General features: G+C 65.8%; 22 protein-coding genes, 4 tRNA genes and 2 pseudogenes. 24 read left to right on the top strand and 4 right to left on the bottom strand.

What is annotated here, in order from left to right:
- Positions 1 to 5: 5 nt before the first annotated feature.
- The 7 genes from cynS to LRS03_RS15460 all read left to right on the top strand — a co-directional run bounded on the left by cynS (position 6) and on the right by LRS03_RS15460 (position 3,666).
- Entirely contained in the window at positions 6 to 449 is a 444-nt protein-coding gene (gene cynS / locus LRS03_RS15490; protein ID WP_257826497.1) for a cyanase, read from the top strand.
- Positions 446 to 919 carry a nuclear transport factor 2 family protein gene (locus LRS03_RS15485; RefSeq protein ID WP_374685106.1) on the top strand — a complete coding sequence of 158 codons (474 nt, stop codon included), beginning with the start codon at positions 446 to 448 and terminating at the stop codon, positions 917 to 919. Before cynS ends, LRS03_RS15485 begins: the two co-directional genes overlap by 4 nt.
- A 46-nt stretch (positions 920 to 965) precedes the next feature.
- On the top strand, positions 966 to 1,373 hold the full coding sequence (locus LRS03_RS15480) for a YbaN family protein (protein ID WP_257826493.1): 408 nt from the start codon (positions 966 to 968) through the stop codon (positions 1,371 to 1,373).
- Between the two features lie 112 nt (positions 1,374 to 1,485).
- Positions 1,486 to 2,598, top strand: a complete 1,113-nt coding sequence (locus LRS03_RS15475) for a GGDEF domain-containing protein (protein WP_257826492.1) — start codon at positions 1,486 to 1,488, stop codon at positions 2,596 to 2,598.
- A 110-nt stretch (positions 2,599 to 2,708) separates the two neighbouring features.
- Positions 2,709 to 2,918 (top strand): DUF3606 domain-containing protein, encoded by a 210-nt coding sequence (locus LRS03_RS15470; RefSeq protein WP_257826490.1) that lies wholly within the window; start codon positions 2,709 to 2,711, stop codon positions 2,916 to 2,918.
- Between the two features lie 106 nt (positions 2,919 to 3,024).
- On the top strand, positions 3,025 to 3,147 hold the full coding sequence (locus tag LRS03_RS15465; RefSeq protein ID WP_257826488.1) for a hypothetical protein: 123 nt from the start codon (positions 3,025 to 3,027) through the stop codon (positions 3,145 to 3,147).
- 99 nt (positions 3,148 to 3,246) lie between these two features.
- On the top strand, positions 3,247 to 3,666 hold the full coding sequence (locus LRS03_RS15460) for a globin domain-containing protein (RefSeq protein WP_257826486.1): 420 nt from the start codon (positions 3,247 to 3,249) through the stop codon (positions 3,664 to 3,666).
- Positions 3,667 to 3,673: 7 nt separating this feature from the next.
- On the opposite strand, the gene mltA is transcribed toward LRS03_RS15460, so the two are convergent.
- Positions 3,674 to 4,825: a murein transglycosylase A gene (gene mltA / locus LRS03_RS15455; protein WP_257826484.1), complete on the bottom strand. Its 1,152-nt coding sequence runs from the start codon at positions 4,823 to 4,825 to the stop codon at positions 3,674 to 3,676.
- On the opposite strand from mltA, the gene LRS03_RS15450 reads away from it, so the two are divergent.
- Positions 4,824 to 4,970 carry a hypothetical protein gene (locus LRS03_RS15450; protein ID WP_257826483.1) on the top strand — a complete coding sequence of 49 codons (147 nt, stop codon included), beginning with the start codon at positions 4,824 to 4,826 and terminating at the stop codon, positions 4,968 to 4,970. The genes mltA and LRS03_RS15450 overlap by 2 nt on opposite strands.
- Before the next feature lie 15 nt (positions 4,971 to 4,985).
- Here the strand turns inward: LRS03_RS15450 and cysE are convergent, their stop codons facing one another.
- Both cysE and apaG read right to left on the bottom strand, forming a co-directional pair.
- A complete protein-coding gene (gene cysE / locus LRS03_RS15445) occupies positions 4,986 to 5,783 on the bottom strand; it encodes a serine O-acetyltransferase (RefSeq protein WP_257826481.1) in 798 nt (265 codons plus the stop codon).
- Between the two features lies 1 nt (position 5,784).
- The gene (gene apaG, locus LRS03_RS15440) at positions 5,785 to 6,159 is read right to left on the bottom strand and encodes a Co2+/Mg2+ efflux protein ApaG (protein ID WP_257826480.1); all 375 of its coding nucleotides are present in this window, start codon (positions 6,157 to 6,159) and stop codon (positions 5,785 to 5,787) included.
- A gap of 35 nt (positions 6,160 to 6,194) precedes the next feature.
- Between apaG and rpe the strand changes: the two genes are divergently transcribed.
- The gene (gene rpe / locus LRS03_RS15435; RefSeq protein ID WP_257826478.1) at positions 6,195 to 6,881 is read left to right on the top strand and encodes a ribulose-phosphate 3-epimerase; all 687 of its coding nucleotides are present in this window, start codon (positions 6,195 to 6,197) and stop codon (positions 6,879 to 6,881) included.
- A 7-nt stretch (positions 6,882 to 6,888) separates the two neighbouring features.
- Positions 6,889 to 7,548 carry a phosphoglycolate phosphatase gene (gene gph, locus LRS03_RS15430; protein WP_257826476.1) on the top strand — a complete coding sequence of 220 codons (660 nt, stop codon included), beginning with the start codon at positions 6,889 to 6,891 and terminating at the stop codon, positions 7,546 to 7,548.
- A gap of 1 nt (position 7,549) precedes the next feature.
- On the opposite strand, the gene LRS03_RS15425 is transcribed toward gph, so the two are convergent.
- On the bottom strand, positions 7,550 to 8,149 hold the full coding sequence (locus LRS03_RS15425) for a chalcone isomerase family protein (protein WP_374685105.1): 600 nt from the start codon (positions 8,147 to 8,149) through the stop codon (positions 7,550 to 7,552).
- 359 nt (positions 8,150 to 8,508) lie between these two features.
- Between LRS03_RS15425 and trpE the strand changes: the two genes are divergently transcribed.
- From trpE to rplA, 14 genes and pseudogenes are all read left to right on the top strand, one after another.
- Positions 8,509 to 9,993 carry an anthranilate synthase component I gene (gene trpE / locus LRS03_RS15420; protein ID WP_257826473.1) on the top strand — a complete coding sequence of 495 codons (1,485 nt, stop codon included), beginning with the start codon at positions 8,509 to 8,511 and terminating at the stop codon, positions 9,991 to 9,993.
- Entirely contained in the window at positions 9,994 to 10,593 is a 600-nt protein-coding gene (locus tag LRS03_RS15415) for an aminodeoxychorismate/anthranilate synthase component II (protein WP_257826472.1), read from the top strand.
- Positions 10,574 to 11,605 (top strand): anthranilate phosphoribosyltransferase, encoded by a 1,032-nt coding sequence (gene trpD / locus LRS03_RS15410; protein ID WP_257826471.1) that lies wholly within the window; start codon positions 10,574 to 10,576, stop codon positions 11,603 to 11,605. The genes LRS03_RS15415 and trpD overlap by 20 nt, the downstream gene beginning before the upstream one ends.
- Entirely contained in the window at positions 11,602 to 12,390 is a 789-nt protein-coding gene (gene trpC, locus LRS03_RS15405) for an indole-3-glycerol phosphate synthase TrpC (protein ID WP_257826470.1), read from the top strand. Before trpD ends, trpC begins: the two co-directional genes overlap by 4 nt.
- Positions 12,387 to 13,052, top strand: a complete 666-nt coding sequence (locus LRS03_RS15400) for a uracil-DNA glycosylase (protein WP_257826468.1) — start codon at positions 12,387 to 12,389, stop codon at positions 13,050 to 13,052. Before trpC ends, LRS03_RS15400 begins: the two co-directional genes overlap by 4 nt.
- 44 nt (positions 13,053 to 13,096) lie before the next feature.
- A tRNA-Tyr gene (locus LRS03_RS15395) sits at positions 13,097 to 13,182 on the top strand.
- Between the two features lie 64 nt (positions 13,183 to 13,246).
- Positions 13,247 to 13,320, top strand: a tRNA-Gly gene (locus LRS03_RS15390).
- Positions 13,321 to 13,388: 68 nt separating this feature from the next.
- Positions 13,389 to 13,463: transfer RNA gene (locus tag LRS03_RS15385), tRNA-Thr, on the top strand.
- 47 nt (positions 13,464 to 13,510) lie between these two features.
- Positions 13,511 to 14,702 (top strand): annotated as a pseudogene (gene tuf, locus LRS03_RS15380) (elongation factor Tu).
- Between the two features lie 10 nt (positions 14,703 to 14,712).
- Positions 14,713 to 14,788 (top strand) — tRNA-Trp (locus LRS03_RS15375).
- Positions 14,789 to 14,864: 76 nt separating this feature from the next.
- Positions 14,865 to 15,248, top strand: a complete 384-nt coding sequence (gene secE, locus LRS03_RS15370) for a preprotein translocase subunit SecE (RefSeq protein ID WP_257826466.1) — start codon at positions 14,865 to 14,867, stop codon at positions 15,246 to 15,248.
- A 4-nt stretch (positions 15,249 to 15,252) separates the two neighbouring features.
- Positions 15,253 to 15,842, top strand: a pseudogene (nusG, locus tag LRS03_RS15365) (transcription termination/antitermination protein NusG).
- Between the two features lie 144 nt (positions 15,843 to 15,986).
- Positions 15,987 to 16,418, top strand: coding sequence for a 50S ribosomal protein L11 (rplK, locus tag LRS03_RS15360; protein ID WP_257826464.1), 432 nt, complete (start codon positions 15,987 to 15,989; stop codon positions 16,416 to 16,418).
- A 2-nt stretch (positions 16,419 to 16,420) separates the two neighbouring features.
- On the top strand, positions 16,421 to 17,131 hold the full coding sequence (gene rplA, locus LRS03_RS15355; RefSeq protein ID WP_257826463.1) for a 50S ribosomal protein L1: 711 nt from the start codon (positions 16,421 to 16,423) through the stop codon (positions 17,129 to 17,131).
- Positions 17,132 to 17,273: the final 142 nt, after the last annotated feature.

Here is a 17,273-nt window from a genome sequence, read left to right as displayed (position 1 = left end):
AAAACATGAGCCGTCTCGACGTCACCGAAAAGATCGTTGCCACCAAAGTCGCCAAGGGCATCAAGTGGTCGGACGTGGCCACCAAGGTGGGCCTCAGCAAGGAATGGGTCACCGCCGCCTGCCTGGGCCAGATGACGCTGGACGCCAAGCAGGCCGGCATCGTCGGCGAGATCTTCGGCCTCAGCGATGCCGAGCAGAAATGGCTGCAGGTGGTGCCCTACAAGGGCTCGCTGCCCACCAGCGTGCCGACCGACCCGCTGATCTACCGCTTCTATGAGCTGGTGAGCGTCTACGGCACGACCTTCAAGGAACTGATCCATGAAGAGTTCGGCGACGGCATCATGAGCGCGATCGACTTCAAGATGGACCTGACCCGCGAAGCCGACCCGAAGGGTGATCGTGTGTCGATCAACATGTCGGGCAAGTTCCTCCCCTACAAGACGTACTGAGCGTGGAGACCCGGCCACCCCTTCCGCCGTTCACCGCCGAGACCGCCCGTCAGAAGGTGCGGCTCGCCGAAGACGCGTGGAACTCGCGCGACCCGGATCGGGTGGTCGGCGTCTACACCGCCGACACCCGCTGGCGCAACCGCGCCGAGTTCCCGGTCGGCCGCGACGAGGTGCGCGGCTTCCTGCAGCGCAAGTGGGCGCGGGAGCTCGACTACCGGCTGATCAAGGAGCTGTGGGCCTTCGACGGCGCGCGCATCGCGGTGCGCTTCGCCTACGAGTGGCACGACGACTCGGGGCAGTGGTTTCGCAGCTACGGCAACGAGAACTGGGAATTCACCGAGCAGGGCCTGATGGCCTGGCGCTTCGCCAGCATCAACGACCTGCCGATCCGGCCCGAGGCCCGGCTCTTCCATTGGCCGCTGGGCCGGCGGCCCGACGAGCACGCAGGCCTTTCCGACCTCGGCCTGTAGCCCGCGCACAGGCAGACCCCACGCCGCTGGCCTACGATGCAGGGCCATGCCGCGCCTGCACGCCCTCAGAGCCAGAAGTCAGCGCCTGCTGTGGCTCGCGGCCGGCTTGTTGAGCCTGCTGGCGGGCATCGTCGGCATCTTTCTGCCGCTGTTGCCGACCACGCCCTTCGTGCTGCTCGCCGCCTTTTGTTTCTCGCGCGGCAGCGCGCGGCTGGAAGCCTGGCTGGTGCAGCACCCACGTTTCGGCCCGATGGTGGCGGCCTGGCGGCGCAACCGCGCCGTGCCCCTGCGCGCCAAGCAGCTCGCCACCGTGATGATGGCCGTGAGCGCGATCGGCACCTGGTTCGTGTTGCAGTCTCCGTGGCGGTGGGCGCCCGCCATCGTCTGCATCGGCGTCGCGCTGTGGCTGTGGAGCCTGCCGACGACGCGCGCTGCGCCCCCCGGCCACGAGTAACAAACGACGACCCCGGTTCAGGGGGGACCCTTCCCACAACGTGTGCTTTCACACGGCGCGGCAGAGGCGTACCGTTGAACAATCTTCCGGTGCTGCCGATAACGATCACGACATGAATCGAGCCGTCTTCACCTCCTGGGTCGATGCCCTGCTGGGCACCGACCGGAACCAGCGTGTGCGGGTGACACAGGCGCTGATCGCCGGCGGCATCTATGCCGCCTTGAGCGGCATCGTGGGGCTGGGGGTGCTGATGGGCTTGGTCGAGGCGCTTCCGGCGACCGCGCTGGCCGTCACGGTGATGAGCGTGTCGACGCTCTTCTATGGACTCATCCGCAGCGGCGCCAACCTGCGGTTTCCGTCCGACCCGGCGCTGACCCAGGTGCAGGGCTTCTTCTGCGTCTTCGCGGCCTGCGCGTGTTACGTGGTCGCCGGGCCGTTTCGCGGCGCGATCCTGATGACGGTGATGATCGGCCAGGTGTTCGGCATCTTCGCGCTCACCCCGCGGCAGGCCCGACGGATGGCGACGCTGGGGGTGGCAGGGCTCGGCATCACGATGGCGACCGGGGCGGTGCTCGATCCCGTGCGCTTCCCGCCTCGCGTGGAGCTGCTCCACTTCCTGCTGATCGTGCTGATGCTGCCGACCATCGGCTGGCTCACCGGCACGCTCTCCGCCATCCGCAACAAGCTGCGCCTGCAGAAGCTGCAGCTCGAAAACGCGCTGCAGCAAAACCGCCTGCTGGCCACGCAGGACGACCTGACCGGCCTGTCGAACCGGCGCCACATGACCACGATGATGGTGGCCGAACGCGGTCGTCAGCAGCGCAATCGGGCCCCGATCAGCATGGTGCTGATGGACATCGACCACTTCAAGCGCATCAACGACGGCTGCGGCCACCAGGCCGGCGACCAGGTGTTGCAGATCTTTGCCGACGTCATCACCCACGGGCTGCGCTCGGGTGATGCGCTGGCACGCTGGGGCGGCGAGGAGTTCCTGCTGATGCTGCCCAACACCACAGCCGAAGATGCGCTGATCTGCGTGGAGCGCATGCGCGGCCAGCTCGCTGCGCGCAGTTTCGAGCACATCGCGCCGAAGCTGACCGTGACCTTTTCCGCAGGCATCGGTGTGTGCGGCGTCGACGACCGCACCGACACCATCATCGAGCGCGCCGACCGCGCCATGTATCGCGCCAAGACCTCGGGGCGCAACCGCACCGTCGTCGCGTGAAGCGCTGCTCGTTGCGAGCACATGCCCACATCCGCAGGTCGAACATTCTCAAGAAAGCAGGGGCAGCGGCCGATACCTCAGGCATCTCCTGAACGCTATTGCACCCTGCCATGCAACCCGATCACAGCCCGTCCTTCGAAGGCCCGACGCAACCCCATGTCGACCTGACCGACCCGCTCGAGGTCGCTCGCTGGTCCTGGCTGCTCGACGTGCCCGACCTGCAAATCCACCACGCCGTGCGGCTGGTGGGCAACAACGGCGATGCCGTGGCCCACTACATCGAGCTGTACGGCCGCCCCGCCGGCCGCGCCCGGCACTGACGCACACGCTGGCACGAAGATCGCTTTTCAGCGGCGCAAGGCCCCTCAACACCGCTTGTGGCCTTGCCAACCGACCGGCTATGTCGGTTTTGCTGCTGGAAATCACATGACTGACAAACAACGTCATCGCCCCCACCCCGCCCCCCACGGTTTCCTGCCGAACTGGGTGCTGGTGATGTTTGCGGCCGCCGCCATCGCCGTCGCAAGCCTGGCCCACACGCTGATCTGAGCGTCCTCGCCTGATCTCCTCCACGGGCTGCACCGGCCCGGGGCGGCAAGCTGCTTGCATTGAACCTGCCGGCACGTGTCGCCACGCACTGTTTGGAGGATGGGTCATGGACGAGTACACCGCCCAACTGGTCAAGGAAAGCTGGGACCTGGTCGAGCCGATCGCCCCGAAGGCGGCCGGCTCTTCTATGCCAATCTCTTCCGGCTCGACCCCTCGCTCAAGCCGCTCTTCACCGGTGACATGGTGGTGCAGGGCGAGAAGCTGATGAAGATGATCGGCGTGGCCGTCGGCCTGCTCGGCCAGCCGCAGCTTCTGCTGCCGGCACTGCAGACCCTGGGCCGCCGCCATGCCGACTACGGCGTGCGCGACGAGCACTACGACACCGTGGGCAGCGCCTTGCTGGCGACGCTGCAGCAAGGCACCGGCGTGGCGTTCACGCCCGAGGTGCGCGAGGCCTGGATCGATGTCTATGGTGTCTTGTCGCGCACGATGAAAGAAGCGGCGCGCGTACCGGCTTGAACGCAGTTCACCGTGGCCAGAGCACCCACATTCTGAGCGGCTGCTTCATGCGGCCGGCCTGCTGCTCGGCGGTGTCGCCCCAGCCCCAGAAGTAGTCGGCGCGCACCGCGCCGACGATGGCGCTGCCGGTGTCTTGCGCCATCACCAAGCGGCGCAGCGGCGTGCTGGCGAGCGGCTCGGTGGTGTCGAGCCAGACCGGGGTGCCGTAGGGCACGCTTTGGGCGTCGACCGCGATCGAGCGGCCGGGGGTCAACGGCACGTTCTGCGCGCCTTTGGGGCCGAGCGAGGGGTCGGGCAGGGCTTCCTCGCGGAAGAACACATAGCGCGGGTTGCTCCACAGCATCTCGTCCAGCCGCTTCGGATTGGCGCGCGCCCAGGCCTTGATCGCCGGCCACGAGGCCTCACCGCTGCGCAGCTCGCCCTGGTCGATCAGCCACTTGCCGACCGAGCGGTAGGGGTGGTCGTTGTGGCCGGCGTAGGCCACGCGCAGGAGCTTGCGCTGGCCGTTGGCCTCGGTCAGCTGCAGGCGGCCCGAGCCCTGGATCTGCAGCACCAGGGCATCGAGCGGGTCGGCCACATAGGCGAGCGTGGTGCCGCGCAGGGCCGCCTGGGCGATGGGCAGGGTCGCGATCTGCTGGCGCGACCAGTAGGGCTTGCGGCTGGCGAGATCACCCGGCACGCCATGCAAGGGCACGCGGAACGCGCCGCCCGGCACACGTCGCGCCTCGACCAGCGGCTCGAAGTAGCCGGTGATTAGGCCCGTGGCCTCGCCTTCGGTCGATTCGACACGCCAGGGCTGCATGCGCTGGCGAATCCAGGCGCGGGCGGAGGCGTCGGAGGCGGGGGTGATGCCGCGGGCGTCGACGCAAATGCGGGCCCATTCGAGCGGCGGTTTGTCGCAGCCGCGCTGCAAGGCGGGCCACCAATCGAGCGCGGCATCGGTCTCCCAGCCGGGTAGCTCCGACCAGTCGGCCTTGACCCAACGCGAGCGGCCGCGTTGGAGTACCACCGGGGGTGTCGGGGCGGGCTTGTCGGCCCCGGCGGGCGGTGGGGACGATGGTGTGGGCGGCGGGCTCACCGGCTCGCTCACGCAGGCGGCGAGCACTCCTAGAATCGCCGCCGCCACGCAGCGCTGGAAACCGAACGGGATCTTCATCATGGGTTTGTTGTTGCTCGAAGCCTTGGCCGCGCTCGCGGTGCTGGTGCTGATCGTGTGGTGGACCATGTTCTCGGGCCGCAAGGGGGGCGAGCCTCCCTCCGACGGTGGCGGCGGCGGTGATGGCACCGACCGCGATGAGAGCTAGGCGCGCGGCGAGGGTTCAACCGCCGTCGTCAAGGTCGATGTGCTGGTCCATGTCGAGCGCCGGCTGATCGACCCGCGGCGTGCCCACCACCCGCGCCGGCACGCCCACCACCGTCTTGTGCGGCGGCACCTCGTCGAGCACCACGCTGCCCGCACCCACCTTGGCGCCTTCGCCGATGCGGATGTTGCCGAGCACCTTGGCCCCCGCGCTCAGCAGCACGCCGCGCCCGATCTTCGGGTGGCGGTCGCCGGTTTCCTTGCCGGTGCCGCCGAGCGTGACGCCTTGCAGGATGGAGACGTTGTCGCCCACCACCGCCGTCTCGCCGATCACGACGCCTGTGCCGTGGTCGATGAAGACGCCACCCCCCACGGCCGCTGCCGGGTGGATGTCGACCGCAAACACTTCGGAGGCGCGCCCCTGCAGGCATTGCGCGAGCGCCTTGCGCTGGCGGCCCCAGTACCAGTGCGCGATACGGTGTGCCTGCAGCGCGTGGAAGCCTTTGTGGTTGAGGAACGGGTTGACGCTCGAACCGGCGGCCGGGTCGCGCGTGGCGATGGCCGCCAGGTCGGCGCGGGTCAGCAAGCCGATCTGCGGCTCGGCCTGCAGCGCGTCGTGGGCCAGTGTGCGCAGTGTTTCGACCGGCAGCTCGGCCGACGCCAGCTTGCGGGCCAGCATCTCCACCAGCGCATCTTCGAGCGAGGCGTGGTCGAGGATGAAGCTTCGCAGCAGCGGCGCGAGCACCGGCTCGGCACCCACGAGCTGCGAGGCATCGGCGCGCAAGGCCTGCCAGATCGGGTCGGCCGCCGCGCTCATGTCAGTGCAAGCTCGACGGGACCGACAGCGAGAACTCGGGCACGGCCGCGTCGAACGGCCGAGCGTCCTCGGTCATGCAGAAGAAGGTGCCGCGCATGCTGCCTTGCGGCGTGTGGATGCGCGTCCAGCTGGTGTACTCGAAACGTTCGCCGGGCTTGAGCAGCGGCTGCTGGCCGACGACGGCGAGGCCGCGCACCTCCTCGATGTGGCCGCGCGCGTCGGTGATGACCCAGTGGCGGGCGATCAGCTGGGCGGTGATGTCGCCGGTGTTGACGATCTGGATCGTGTACGCATAGGCGTGGATGCCCTGTTCGGGGTCGGCCTGTTCGGGCAGGGGGCGCACGGTGACGCTGCAGGTGAATTCGGGCTTGGCCATCGGGCGATTCTAGGGAGGCTCCTAAAATCCTTCGAATGAACACGCCGACCTACCGCATCGCCCCCAGCATCCTGTCTGCCGACTTCGCCCGCCTTGGCGAGGAGGTGCGCAACGTGATCGCGGCCGGCGCCGATTGGATCCACTTCGACGTGATGGACAACCACTACGTGCCCAACCTCACCTTCGGGCCGATGGTGTGCGAAGCATTGCGCAAGCACGCGGTCACGGCCTCGGGCCACAAGGTGCCGATCGACGTGCACCTGATGGTGCAGCCGGTCGACGCGTTGGCGCAGGCCTTCTGCAAGGCCGGCGCCGACCTCGTGAGCTTCCACCCCGACGCGAGCACCCATGTCGACCGCACGCTGCAGCTCATCAAGGGCGAGGGCTGCCAGGCCGGTCTCGTGTTCAACCCGGCCACGCCGCTTGACGTGCTGGAGTGGGTGATCGACAAGGTCGACCTCGTGCTCATCATGAGCGTGAACCCGGGCTTCGGCGGGCAGAGCTTCATTCCGAGCGCGCTGAAAAAGATCGAGCAGGCGCGCAAGCTCATCGACAAGAGCGGCCGCGACATCCGCCTCGAAGTTGACGGCGGCATCAAGGTCGACAACATCCGACAGGTGGCCGATGCCGGTGCCGACACCTTCGTCGCCGGCAGCGCGATCTTCGGCAAGCCCGACTACAAAGGCGTGATCGACGCGATGCGCGGGCAGCTCGCACGCTGAGCGCGCGATGCCGCTGCGACCGCTGAGAGAGTACGCCGCCGTCATCGTCGATCTCGACGGCACGATGGTCGACACGCTCGGAGACTTCGACGTCGCGTTGAACGCGATGCTCTCGGACCTGTCTCTGCCAGCGGTCGGCCGTGCCTTCATCGAGCGGACGGTCGGCAAAGGCTCCGAGCACCTGATCCGCAGCACGCTGGCCCATGTGGGGAGCGAGGCGTCAGTCTTTGGCGCGGCGTGGGCACGCTACCAGCACCACTACCTGCGCATCAACGGCGATCACTCGGCCGTCTATGCCGGTGTCCGCGAGGGCTTGCAGGCGTTCAAGACGCAGGGCCTCAAGCTGGCCTGCCTGACCAACAAGCCGACCGCCTTTGCGCTGCCGCTGCTGGAGAAGAAAGGCCTGAGGGGCCACTTCACGCAGGTCTTTGGCGGCGACGCGTTCGAGCGCAAGAAGCCCGACCCGCTGCCGCTCTTGAAGACCTGCGAGGCCCTGGGCACCGAACCCTCACGCACGCTCGTGCTCGGTGACTCGAGCAACGACGCTCGCGCGGCACGTGCCGCGGGCTGCCCGGTGGTGCTGGTGAGCTATGGCTACAACCACGGCGAACCGGTGCAGGCGGTCGACGCCGATGGCGTGATCGACCGGCTCGACCAGTTGGCCTGAATCAGCTGTTGGGCGGCAGGGCTGCCGGCTTGCCGAGCAGCGCGTCCTTCAGGTTGGCGTCGGCTGGAGACTGGCCCAGCCAGATCTTCACGAGTGCCGAGAAGAATTCGGGTTCCTTGATCGGCTCGGCCGCGGGCTTGCCATTGACGACGATGGTGGTGCCCACGCCCGGCACCCAATCCACCGAGAAGGAATCGCCTGCGTTGAGCTTCTTGATGCGGAAGAAGATCTCGCTCATCTTGAGCGTGCCGGCCACCGACTTGGAGAACTCGTCTTTCGGTGCGTTGTCTTCCATGCCGCGGGTGAAGAGCTTGCCCAGCTCCGACGCGTTGATCTCGCGCAGCATCACGATGTGCATGCGCTTGGGGCCGGGCGCGCCGAGCACGGCCTCGGGTGTGCTGGCCTTGCGCGTGAGGTACAGGCCGGCGGTATAGACCTTGAAGACGGCCTTGTAGCGCACCCCTGCGCCGTTCAGCACGAGCGTGGAGTTGCCGCTCTGCACCGTGTTCTCGTACTTCACGCTGGCGACCTGGGTGGTGTCCGCCAGGGCGCTGCCCGCGGCAGCCAGCGACACGGCAGTGGCGAGGATGAGTTTGCGAATCAAGGCGGACTCCGAGCATATATCGCACGAGCGTGCGGAAATGAGGATTGTCGCAAAGCGTCACCAAAATGCGAGCGGCCCAGTTCACGGAAACCCGCGATTCGGGGGCCGGGTCCACCCTGCCTGCTACACTTTTTGCATGTTCATCGCGCGCAAACAAACCAAAGGGTCCAACGACCGGGGAGCTTGGCCCTGGCGTCGCCAGCTTCCTTAGGTTGCGTTTGCCGCCGGCCGCGAGCGTGTTGACTTAGACGCTGCGCCTTCGGCTCCACCGGCTGCCCTGCACGGGTGCCGTCCGTCTGAACCTCGTCGCACGCGGGCCGTCTCTGTGTCCGCCGGGCCATTGGAGGGCCCTGAAGGTGATCACCGAACTTGAATTCAAGAGCCTTGCCGCCGAAGGCTTCAACCGCATTCCGCTGATGGCCGAGGCCTTTGCGGACCTCGAAACCCCGCTCTCGCTCTACCTCAAGCTGGCCTATGCCTCGGGCAGTGGTCGGCACAGCTTCCTGCTCGAATCGGTGGTGGGCGGCGAACGCTTCGGTCGCTACTCGTTCATCGGGCTGCCAGCGCGCACGCTCTTGCGCGCAACGGGCTTTCACACCGAGGTCGTCACCGACGGGCAGGTGGTCGAAGCGCACGAGGGCAACCCGCTCGACTTCATCGCCGAGTACCAGCAGCGCTTCAAGGTGGCGCTGCGCCCGGGCCTGCCGCGCTTCTGCGGCGGTCTGGCTGGCTACTTCGGCTACGACGCGGTGCGCTACATCGAGCACAAGCTGGCCAAGACCCAAAAAGCTGGTGGCATCGACACACCCGACGTGCTGCTCTTGCAGTGTGAAGAGCTTGCGGTGATCGACAACCTGTCGGGGCGGCTCTACCTCATCGTCTACGCCGACCCGTCGCAGCCCGAGGCCTACTTCCGTGGCAAGCGGCGCCTTGCCGAACTCTCCGACAAGCTCAAGTACAGCGTGACCGCGCCTCCGGTGAAGCGCGGCACCTCGCACGCGGTGGAGCGCGAATTCGCGAAAGAGGACTACCTCGCCGCGGTGCTCAAGTCGAAGGAGTACATCGCGGCCGGCGACATGATGCAGGTGCAGATCGGCCAGCGGCTGAAGAAGCGCTACACCGAGTCGCCGCTCAGCCTGTACCGCGCGCTGCGCTCGCTGAACCCGTCGCCCTACATGTACTTCTACGACATGGGCGACTTCCAGATCGTCGGCGCCTCGCCCGAGATCCTGGTGCGCCAGGAGCACACGCCCGAAGGGCAGAAGGTGACCATCCGCCCGCTGGCCGGCACCCGCCCGCGCGGCGCGACGCCCGAGCAGGACAAGGCACTCGAAACCGAACTGAGCGCCGACCCGAAAGAGCGCGCCGAGCATGTGATGCTGATCGACCTGGCGCGCAACGACATCGGACGCATCGCCAAGACCGGCAGCGTGAAGGTGACCGACGCCTTCGTGATCGAGCGCTACTCACACGTGATGCACATCGTGAGCAACGTCGAAGGCATCCTGAAGGACGGCATGAGCAACCTCGATGTGCTCAAGGCTACGTTCCCGGCCGGCACGCTGACGGGTGCGCCCAAGGTGCGGGCGATGGAAATCATCGACGAACTGGAGCCCGTCAAGCGCGGCATCTATGGCGGCGCCTGCGGCTACCTGAGCTTCGCGGGTGACATGGACGTGGCGATCGCCATCCGCACCGGCATCGTCAAGGACAACACGCTGTACGTGCAGGCGGCCGCCGGCGTCGTGGCCGATTCGGTGCCCGAGCTGGAATGGAAAGAAACCGAAGCCAAGGCGCGGGCCTTGTTGCGGGCTGCTGAACTCGTCGAGGAGGGCTTCTGAATGCTGCTCATGATCGACAACTACGACAGCTTCACCTTCAACCTGGTGCAGTACTTCGCCGAGTTGGGTGAAGACGTGCGCGTGTTCCGCAACGACGAGATCACGCTCGAAGGCATCAGCGAACTGAAGCCCGATCAGCTGGTGCTCTCGCCCGGGCCCTGCTCGCCGGCCGAAGCCGGCATCTGCGTGAGCGCGATCCAGCACTTCACCGGCAAGCTGCCCATCCTCGGGGTGTGCCTCGGGCATCAGGCGATCGGCGCGGCGCTCAAGGGCAAGATCATCCGTGCCAAGGCGCAGATGCACGGCAAGACCGATGTCATCACGACCGACAAGCGTGGCGTGTACAGCGACTTGCCGGAGAAGTTCACCGTCATCCGTTACCACTCGCTGGTGATCGAGCGCGCTTCGCTGCCGAACGAGCTGGAGATCACCTCCACCTCGCAGGACGACGAGATCATGGGGGTGCGGCACACGGCGCTGGCCGGCACCAGGACGCCGCTGGAAGGTGTGCAGTTCCACCCCGAGTCCATCCTCACCGAGCACGGCCACGCGATGTTGAAGAACTTCCTGGGTTCAAGGCATGACCATCACCAACACTGAAGCGCTTGCGCGGGTCATCGATCACCGCGAGATCTTCCACGATGAGATGCTGACGCTGATGCGGCGCATCATGAGCGGCGAGATGTCGCCTGTGATGATCGCCGCCCTGTCGATGGGCCTGCGCGTGAAAAAAGAGACCATCGGCGAGATCGCGGCGGCGGCCCAGGTGATGCGCGAGCTGGCCACGCCGGTGCCGGTGGCCGATAAGGCGAATCTCGTCGACCTGTGTGGCACCGGGGGCGATGGGGCGCACACCTTCAACATCTCGACCGCGGCGATGTTTGTCGCCGCGGCGGCGGGTGCGCGGGTGGCCAAGCACGGTGGGCGCAGCGTGTCGTCGAGCACCGGCAGCGCCGACGTGCTGGAGGCGCTTGGCGCCAACGTCAACCTCACCCCCGCGCAAGTGGCGCAGTGCCTCGAGCAGACCGGCATCGGCTTCATGTTCGCCCCCAACCACCACGCGTCGATGAAGCATGCGGCGCCGGTGCGAAAGGAGCTGGGTGTGCGCACCATCTTCAACATCCTGGGCCCGCTGACCAACCCGGCGCAGGCACCGAACCAGCTGATGGGCGTGTTCCATGCCGATCTGGTGGGGATCCAGGTGCGCGTGCTGCAACGCCTAGGGTCCGAGCATGTGATGGTGGTCTACGGCATGAACGGCATGGACGAGATCTCGCTTTCGGGCGAGACGCTCGTCGGCGAGCTGAAGAACGGCGAGGTGCGCGAGTATGTGGTGCACCCGAGCGACTTCGGCATGCCGGTGTACGACAGCCGCGTGCTGCGGGTGGCCGACAAGGGCGAGTCGGTGCAGTGCATCCAGCGCGCGCTCGCCAACGAGGACGGGCCGCTGCGTGACATCGTGCTGCTCAACGCCGGCGGTGCGCTGTATTGCGCCGATGTGGCGTCCTCGATCGCCGATGGCGTCAAACGTGCCCGCGAGGCGGTCGCGTCGGGCGCGGCGGTCAAGAAGCTGAGCCAGTTCGTCGCTGCGACCCAGCAGTTCAAAGCATGAGTGACATCCTCGACAAGATCGTCGCCGTCAAGCGCGAAGAGATCGCAGCGGCAAGCCGCCAGCGCGATTTGGCGTCGTTGCGCCGCGAGGCCGAGGCGCGCACGGATGTGCGCGACTTTGCCGGTGCGCTGCGCGACAAGATCGCCGCGGGCCGAGCGGCCGTCATCGCTGAGGTGAAGAAGGCCAGTCCCAGCAAAGGCGTGCTGCGTGAACATTTCGTGCCGGCAGAGATCGCGGCGAGCTACGAACGCCACGGTGCGGCTTGCCTGAGCGTGCTGACCGATGTGCAGTTCTTCCAGGGCGCCGCGGCCTACCTGCAGCAGGCGCGGGCTGCCTGTGCGTTGCCGGTGCTGCGCAAGGATTTCATGGTCGACCGCTATCAGGTCTACGAAGCGCGTGCGATGGGCGCCGATTGCATCCTCTTGATCGCCGCCTGTCTGGACGATACACAGATGGCCGACCTGGAAGCGCAGGCCTTGGCGCTGGGGATGGCGGTGCTGGTGGAAGTTCACGACGGGGCTGAGCTTGACCGCGCGTTGCGCCTCAAGACGCCGCTGGTCGGCATCAACAACCGCAACCTGCGTAGCTTCGAGGTGACGCTCGACACCACGCTGTCATTGCTGCCACGCGTGCCGGCCGACCGCTTGCTGGTCACCGAGAGCGGCATCCTGGGGGTGGGCGATGTGGCCCGCATGCGCGACGCGAACGTTCACGCCTTCCTAGTCGGCGAGGCTTTCATGCGCGCTGAAGATCCCGGGGCGGCGCTCGCGAAGCTCTTCGCATGACCGCCGACGATCTGCGTGCCGCCTTCGGGTCCGTGCCCGATGCGTGGCGCAGGGTACTTCCCGGTTGGACGGCCGAGAGACAGGAGGCCTTGATCGAGCGCATCAAGTCGGTGTCGGCCGACAGGCCGATCGGGCCGGAAGACCCGTTCCGCGCGCTCCGTCTCGTGTCGCCGGAGGATGCCAAGGTCGTGATCTTCGGACAGGACCCCTACCCGACGGCGGGCCATGCAGACGGCCTGGCGTTTTCGGCCGGGCATGGCAGGCCTCGTTCGCTGGCCCGCATCTTCGAGGTCCTGGCGTCGGATCGTCCGGGCTGGCAACCGCCGGCGGTGTGGAAGCTGGATGCCTGGGCACGGCAAGGGGTGTTGCTGCTGAATCCGGCGTTGACCGTCGAGATCGGCGAGGCGGGCAGTCACCTCAAGACAGGTTGGCTTGCGCTTACATCCGAAATCGTCACCACGCTGTGTTGCCGAAGCGAGCCGCCGGTTTTCCTGCTCTGGGGTGGCAAGGCTCAGAGCTTTCTGTCCCGCGCTGTCCCTCCCGGGCTGACGCCGCGCGTGCTCGTCACGCGTCATCCGTCTTACGACTTGCACAAGCAGTTCATGGCCGATGGCAGCCACTTCATCGCCACCCAGCAACTCGTGGATTGGTGGGCGCTCTGACTGTGGATCTTCAAAATATGATGCTATAGTCCCGGGTTCGCTTTGGAGGGGTGCCCGAGTGGCTAAAGGGGGCAGACTGTAAATCTGTTGGCTTACGCCTACGCTGGTTCGAATCCAGCCTCCTCCACCAAAGCGAACCGATTTCAAAACGAGTGTTGAAGCCCGGATGGCATGGCGCCGGAAGGGGCTCCCGAGCGGGAGTAGTTCAATGGTAGAACCCTAGCCTTCCAAGCTAATGACGCGGGTTCGATTCCCGTCTCCCGCTCCATTGATGTCGCCAGTGGTTTGTGCCTGCGAAGCGCAAACCAGTGTCGATTGGCACCTAAGTTTGGTTCGGCCCATGTGGCTCAGTGGTAGAGCACTCCCTTGGTAAGGGAGAGGTCACGCGTTCGATCCGCGTCATGGGCACCACAGTTTTCTTCAGCATCGTCTCTCTCGACCGCTAGGAGCTCGAAAAAATGGCAAAAGGCAAATTTGAACGGACCAAGCCGCACGTGAACGTGGGGACGATTGGTCACGTGGACCATGGCAAGACGACGCTGACGGCGGCGATCACGACGGTGCTGTCGAAGAAGTTCGGCGGTGAGGCCAAGGCGTACGACCAGATCGATGCTGCGCCGGAAGAGAAGGCGCGCGGCATCACCATCAACACTGCCCACGTCGAATACGAGACCGCCAACCGCCACTACGCGCACGTTGACTGCCCCGGGCACGCCGACTACGTGAAGAACATGATCACCGGTGCCGCCCAGATGGACGGCGCGATTCTGGTGTGCTCGGCCGCTGACGGCCCCATGCCCCAGACCCGCGAGCACATCCTGCTGGCCCGCCAGGTCGGCGTGAAGTACATCATCGTCTTCCTCAACAAGTGCGACATGGTCGACGACGCCGAGCTGCTCGAAGCTCGTCGAGATGGAAGTGCGTGAGCTGCTCAGCAAGTACGACTTCCCCGGTGACGACACCCCCATCGTCAAGGGTTCGGCCAAGCTCGCCATGGAAGGCGACACCGGCGAACTCGGCGAAGGCGCCATCATGAAGCTGGCCGAAGCGCTGGACACCTACATCCCCACGCCCGAGCGCGCCATCGACGGCGCCTTCCTGATGCCGGTGGAAGACGTGTTCTCCATCTCCGGCCGCGGCACCGTCGTGACCGGCCGTGTCGAGCGCGGTGTCATCAAGGTTGGCGAAGAAATCGAGATCGTCGGCATCAAGGCCACCCAGAAGACCACCTGCACCGGCGTCGAAATGTTCCGCAAGCTGCTCGACCAAGGTCAGGCAGGCGACAACGTCGGCATCCTGCTGCGTGGCACCAAGCGCGAAGAAGTCGAGCGCGGCCAGGTGCTGTGCAAGCCCGGCTCCATCAAGCCGCACACCCACTTCACCGCTGAGATCTATGTTCTGAGCAAGGAAGAGGGTGGTCGCCACACCCCGTTCTTCAACAACTACCGTCCCCAGTTCTACTTCCGCACGACGGACGTGACCGGCGCGGTGGAGCTGCCGAAGGACAAGGAGATGGTGATGCCGGGTGACAACGTGAGCATCACGGTCAAGCTGATCGCCCCGATCGCCATGGAAGAAGGCCTGCGCTTCGCCATCCGCGAAGGCGGCCGCACCGTCGGCTCGGGCGTTGTTGCCAAGATCCTGGAGTAAAGAAAGCCACAGGGGTATAGCTCAATTGGCAGAGCGCTGGTCTCCAAAACCAGAGGTTGTAGGTTCGATTCCTACTGCCCCTGCCAAGCCCGCAAGGAGTTAAAAGCCCTGCGGGCTTTGCTGCTAGAAGGCACTCCGTTGCCTGAGCGATAGATCGATCACATGGCCAATCCGCAAATCGAAACTGTTTCCACCGGCGCCGACAAGGCCAAGCTGGCCGTGGCCGGCGTCTTGGTCGTGGGCGCGGTGGCTGCGTTCTACCTGCTCTCCAAACAGGACATGTGGGTGCGCGTGGTCGCGCTCCTGGTGCTGCTGGCGATGGCGGTGGCAACGTTCTTCACCTCCGAGCCGGGCAAGCAGCTGATCGCCTTCGGCCAGGACTCCGCAAAGGAAGTGAAGAAGGTGGTCTGGCCCACCCGCAAGGAGGCAGGCCAGATGACGCTTTATGTCTTTGCTTTCGTCGTCGTGATGGCTCTGTTTCTGTGGTTGACCGACAAGACCCTCGAGTGGGTGCTGTACGACCTGGTTCTCGGATGGAAGAGGTAAGCCGATGAGCGAACAACCCACCACGGGCGGTGAAGTGACGACGGCCTCGCTGGCGCCGGCAACCAACAAGCGTTGGTACGTTGTGCACGCCTATTCCGGCATGGAAAAGGCTGTGGAGCGCAATCTTCGCGAACGAATCGAGCGCTCGGGCATGCAGGACAAGTTCGGCCGCATCCTGGTGCCGATGGAAGAGGTCGTCGAGCTGAAGAACGGCAAGAAGGCCGTGACCGAGCGCCGCTTCTTTCCGGGCTACGTGCTGGTCGAGATGGAAATGGCCGACGACACCTGGCACCTGGTCAAGCACACCAGCAAGGTGACCGGCTTCGTGGGTGGCGCCAAGAACCGCCCGGCGCCGATCTCCGAAGCCGAGGTGATGAAGATCGTCACCCAGATGCAAGAGGGTGTCGAGAAGCCCCGGCCCAAGGTCGAGTGGTCGGTTGGCGAGCTGGTTCGGGTCAAGGAAGGCCCGTTCACCGACTTCAACGGTGCCGTGGAAGACGTCAACTACGACAAGTCCAAGGTGCGCGTGTCGGTCACCATCTTCGGCCGCGCCACCCCGGTCGGCTCGACTTCTCGCAAGTCGAAAAAATCTGAGCCCGGATGGCGGCTTGGCGCTCCGGCGCTGAAGCCATCCCGTTGCTGCCGGTGACGAGACACCGGTACGAGGAGCCAAGGTAGCCAGTCCTTGGCGTTTGTACTCAAGGCCCACGCAGTTGGTGGGCCTGATTGGAGAGAAAGATGGCCAAGAAAATTGTCGGCTTCATCAAGCTGCAAGTTCCGGCGGGCAAAGCCAACCCGTCCCCCCCGATCGGCCCGGCGCTGGGTCAGCGCGGTCTGAACATCATGGAGTTCTGCAAGGCGTTCAACGCCCAGACGCAAGGCATGGAGCCGGGTCTGGTGTTGCCTGTGGTGATCACCGCCTTCGCCGACAAGTCCTTCACCTTCGTCCTGAAGAGCCCGCCCGCATCCGTGCTCATCAAGAAGGCACTGAAGCTGGACAAGGGCTCGGCGAAGCCCCACACCGACAAGGTCGGCAAGCTGAGCCGTGCCCAGGTTGAGGAAATCGCCAAGGTCAAGACCAAGGACCTGACCGGTGCCGACCTCGACGCCGCTGTCCGCACGATCGCTGGTACCGCCCGTTCGATGGGCGTGACGGTGGAAGGAGTCTGAACATGGCCAAAGTGACCAAACGCCAGAAGGCCCTCGCCGGCAAGGTCGACAGCACCAAGCTGTATCCGCTCGACAACGCGCTCGCGATCGTCAAGGAGTGCGCCACCGCCAAGTTCGATGAGTCCATCGACGTGGCCGTGCAGCTCGGCATCGACGCCAAGAAGTCCGACCAGGTCGTGCGTGGCGCCGTCGTGCTGCCCAACGGCACGGGCAAGACCAAGCGTGTCGCCGTGTTCGCCCAAGGCGCCAAGGCCGAAGAGGCCAAGGCCGCGGGCGCAGACGTGGTCGGCATGGATGATCTGGCCGAGCGCATCAAGGGCGGCAACATCGACTTCGACGTCGTGATTGCGTCGCCTGACACCATGCGCATCGTCGGTACCCTGGGTCAAATCCTGGGCCCGCGTGGCCTGATGCCGAACCCGAAGGTTGGCACGGTGACGCCCGATGTCGCCAAGGCGGTTCGCGATGCCAAGGCAGGTCAGGTGCAGTTCCGTGTCGACAAGGCCGGCATCGTGCACGGCACGATCGGCCGCCGTTCGTTCGACACCGACAAGCTCGTGGGCAATCTGCGCGCGCTGATCGAGGCCCTGAACAAGGCCAAGCCAGCGACCAGCAAGGGTGTCTACCTGCGCAAGGTGGCCATCTCGTCAACCATGGGTGTGGGTGCCCGTGTCGACGTGGCGACCATCAACGCTGCCCCGACGCAGGCTTGAGAAACATGAGGTCGCGCTGAGTCTGGCGCGGCCTTGAAGAGTTTGGTGGGCCGGTTCGCCTTCGGGTGGGCCGGGTCATCGAAGACCGCAGGCGCAGCACACGCTGCTTAATCGACGATCCGGGTGAGAGCCCGATCCGACG

This window comes from Rhizobacter sp. J219 (genome assembly GCF_024700055.1).
Taxonomy (GTDB): domain Bacteria; phylum Pseudomonadota; class Gammaproteobacteria; order Burkholderiales; family Burkholderiaceae_C; genus Rhizobacter.
This window is presented reverse-complemented; position numbering and strand designations above follow the sequence as displayed.

Bases quoted from the DNA above. Each gene is read 5' to 3' on its own strand.
- LRS03_RS15470 (WP_257826490.1), top strand. From the start codon at position 2,709: ATGCAACCCGATCACAGCCCGTCCTTCGAAGGCCCGACGCAACCCCAT.
- trpC (WP_257826470.1), top strand. From the start codon at position 11,602: ATGAGTGACATCCTCGACAAGATCGTCGCCGTCAAGCGCGAAGAGATC.
- cynS (WP_257826497.1), top strand. From the start codon at position 6: ATGAGCCGTCTCGACGTCACCGAAAAGATCGTTGCCACCAAAGTCGCC.
- rplK (WP_257826464.1), top strand. From the start codon at position 15,987: ATGGCCAAGAAAATTGTCGGCTTCATCAAGCTGCAAGTTCCGGCGGGC.
- LRS03_RS15460 (WP_257826486.1), top strand. From the start codon at position 3,247: ATGGGTCATGGACGAGTACACCGCCCAACTGGTCAAGGAAAGCTGGGA.
- LRS03_RS15475 (WP_257826492.1), top strand. From the start codon at position 1,486: ATGAATCGAGCCGTCTTCACCTCCTGGGTCGATGCCCTGCTGGGCACC.
- mltA (WP_257826484.1), bottom strand. From the start codon at position 4,825: ATGATGAAGATCCCGTTCGGTTTCCAGCGCTGCGTGGCGGCGGCGATT.
- LRS03_RS15400 (WP_257826468.1), top strand. From the start codon at position 12,387: ATGACCGCCGACGATCTGCGTGCCGCCTTCGGGTCCGTGCCCGATGCG.
- secE (WP_257826466.1), top strand. From the start codon at position 14,865: ATGGCCAATCCGCAAATCGAAACTGTTTCCACCGGCGCCGACAAGGCC.
- trpD (WP_257826471.1), top strand. From the start codon at position 10,574: ATGACCATCACCAACACTGAAGCGCTTGCGCGGGTCATCGATCACCGC.
- LRS03_RS15480 (WP_257826493.1), top strand. From the start codon at position 966: ATGCCGCGCCTGCACGCCCTCAGAGCCAGAAGTCAGCGCCTGCTGTGG.
- apaG (WP_257826480.1), bottom strand. From the start codon at position 6,159: ATGGCCAAGCCCGAATTCACCTGCAGCGTCACCGTGCGCCCCCTGCCC.
- cysE (WP_257826481.1), bottom strand. From the start codon at position 5,783: ATGAGCGCGGCGGCCGACCCGATCTGGCAGGCCTTGCGCGCCGATGCC.
- LRS03_RS15450 (WP_257826483.1), top strand. From the start codon at position 4,824: ATGGGTTTGTTGTTGCTCGAAGCCTTGGCCGCGCTCGCGGTGCTGGTG.
- gph (WP_257826476.1), top strand. From the start codon at position 6,889: ATGCCGCTGCGACCGCTGAGAGAGTACGCCGCCGTCATCGTCGATCTC.
- LRS03_RS15465 (WP_257826488.1), top strand. From the start codon at position 3,025: ATGACTGACAAACAACGTCATCGCCCCCACCCCGCCCCCCACGGTTTC.
- LRS03_RS15415 (WP_257826472.1), top strand. From the start codon at position 9,994: ATGCTGCTCATGATCGACAACTACGACAGCTTCACCTTCAACCTGGTG.
- rplA (WP_257826463.1), top strand. From the start codon at position 16,421: ATGGCCAAAGTGACCAAACGCCAGAAGGCCCTCGCCGGCAAGGTCGAC.
- rpe (WP_257826478.1), top strand. From the start codon at position 6,195: ATGAACACGCCGACCTACCGCATCGCCCCCAGCATCCTGTCTGCCGAC.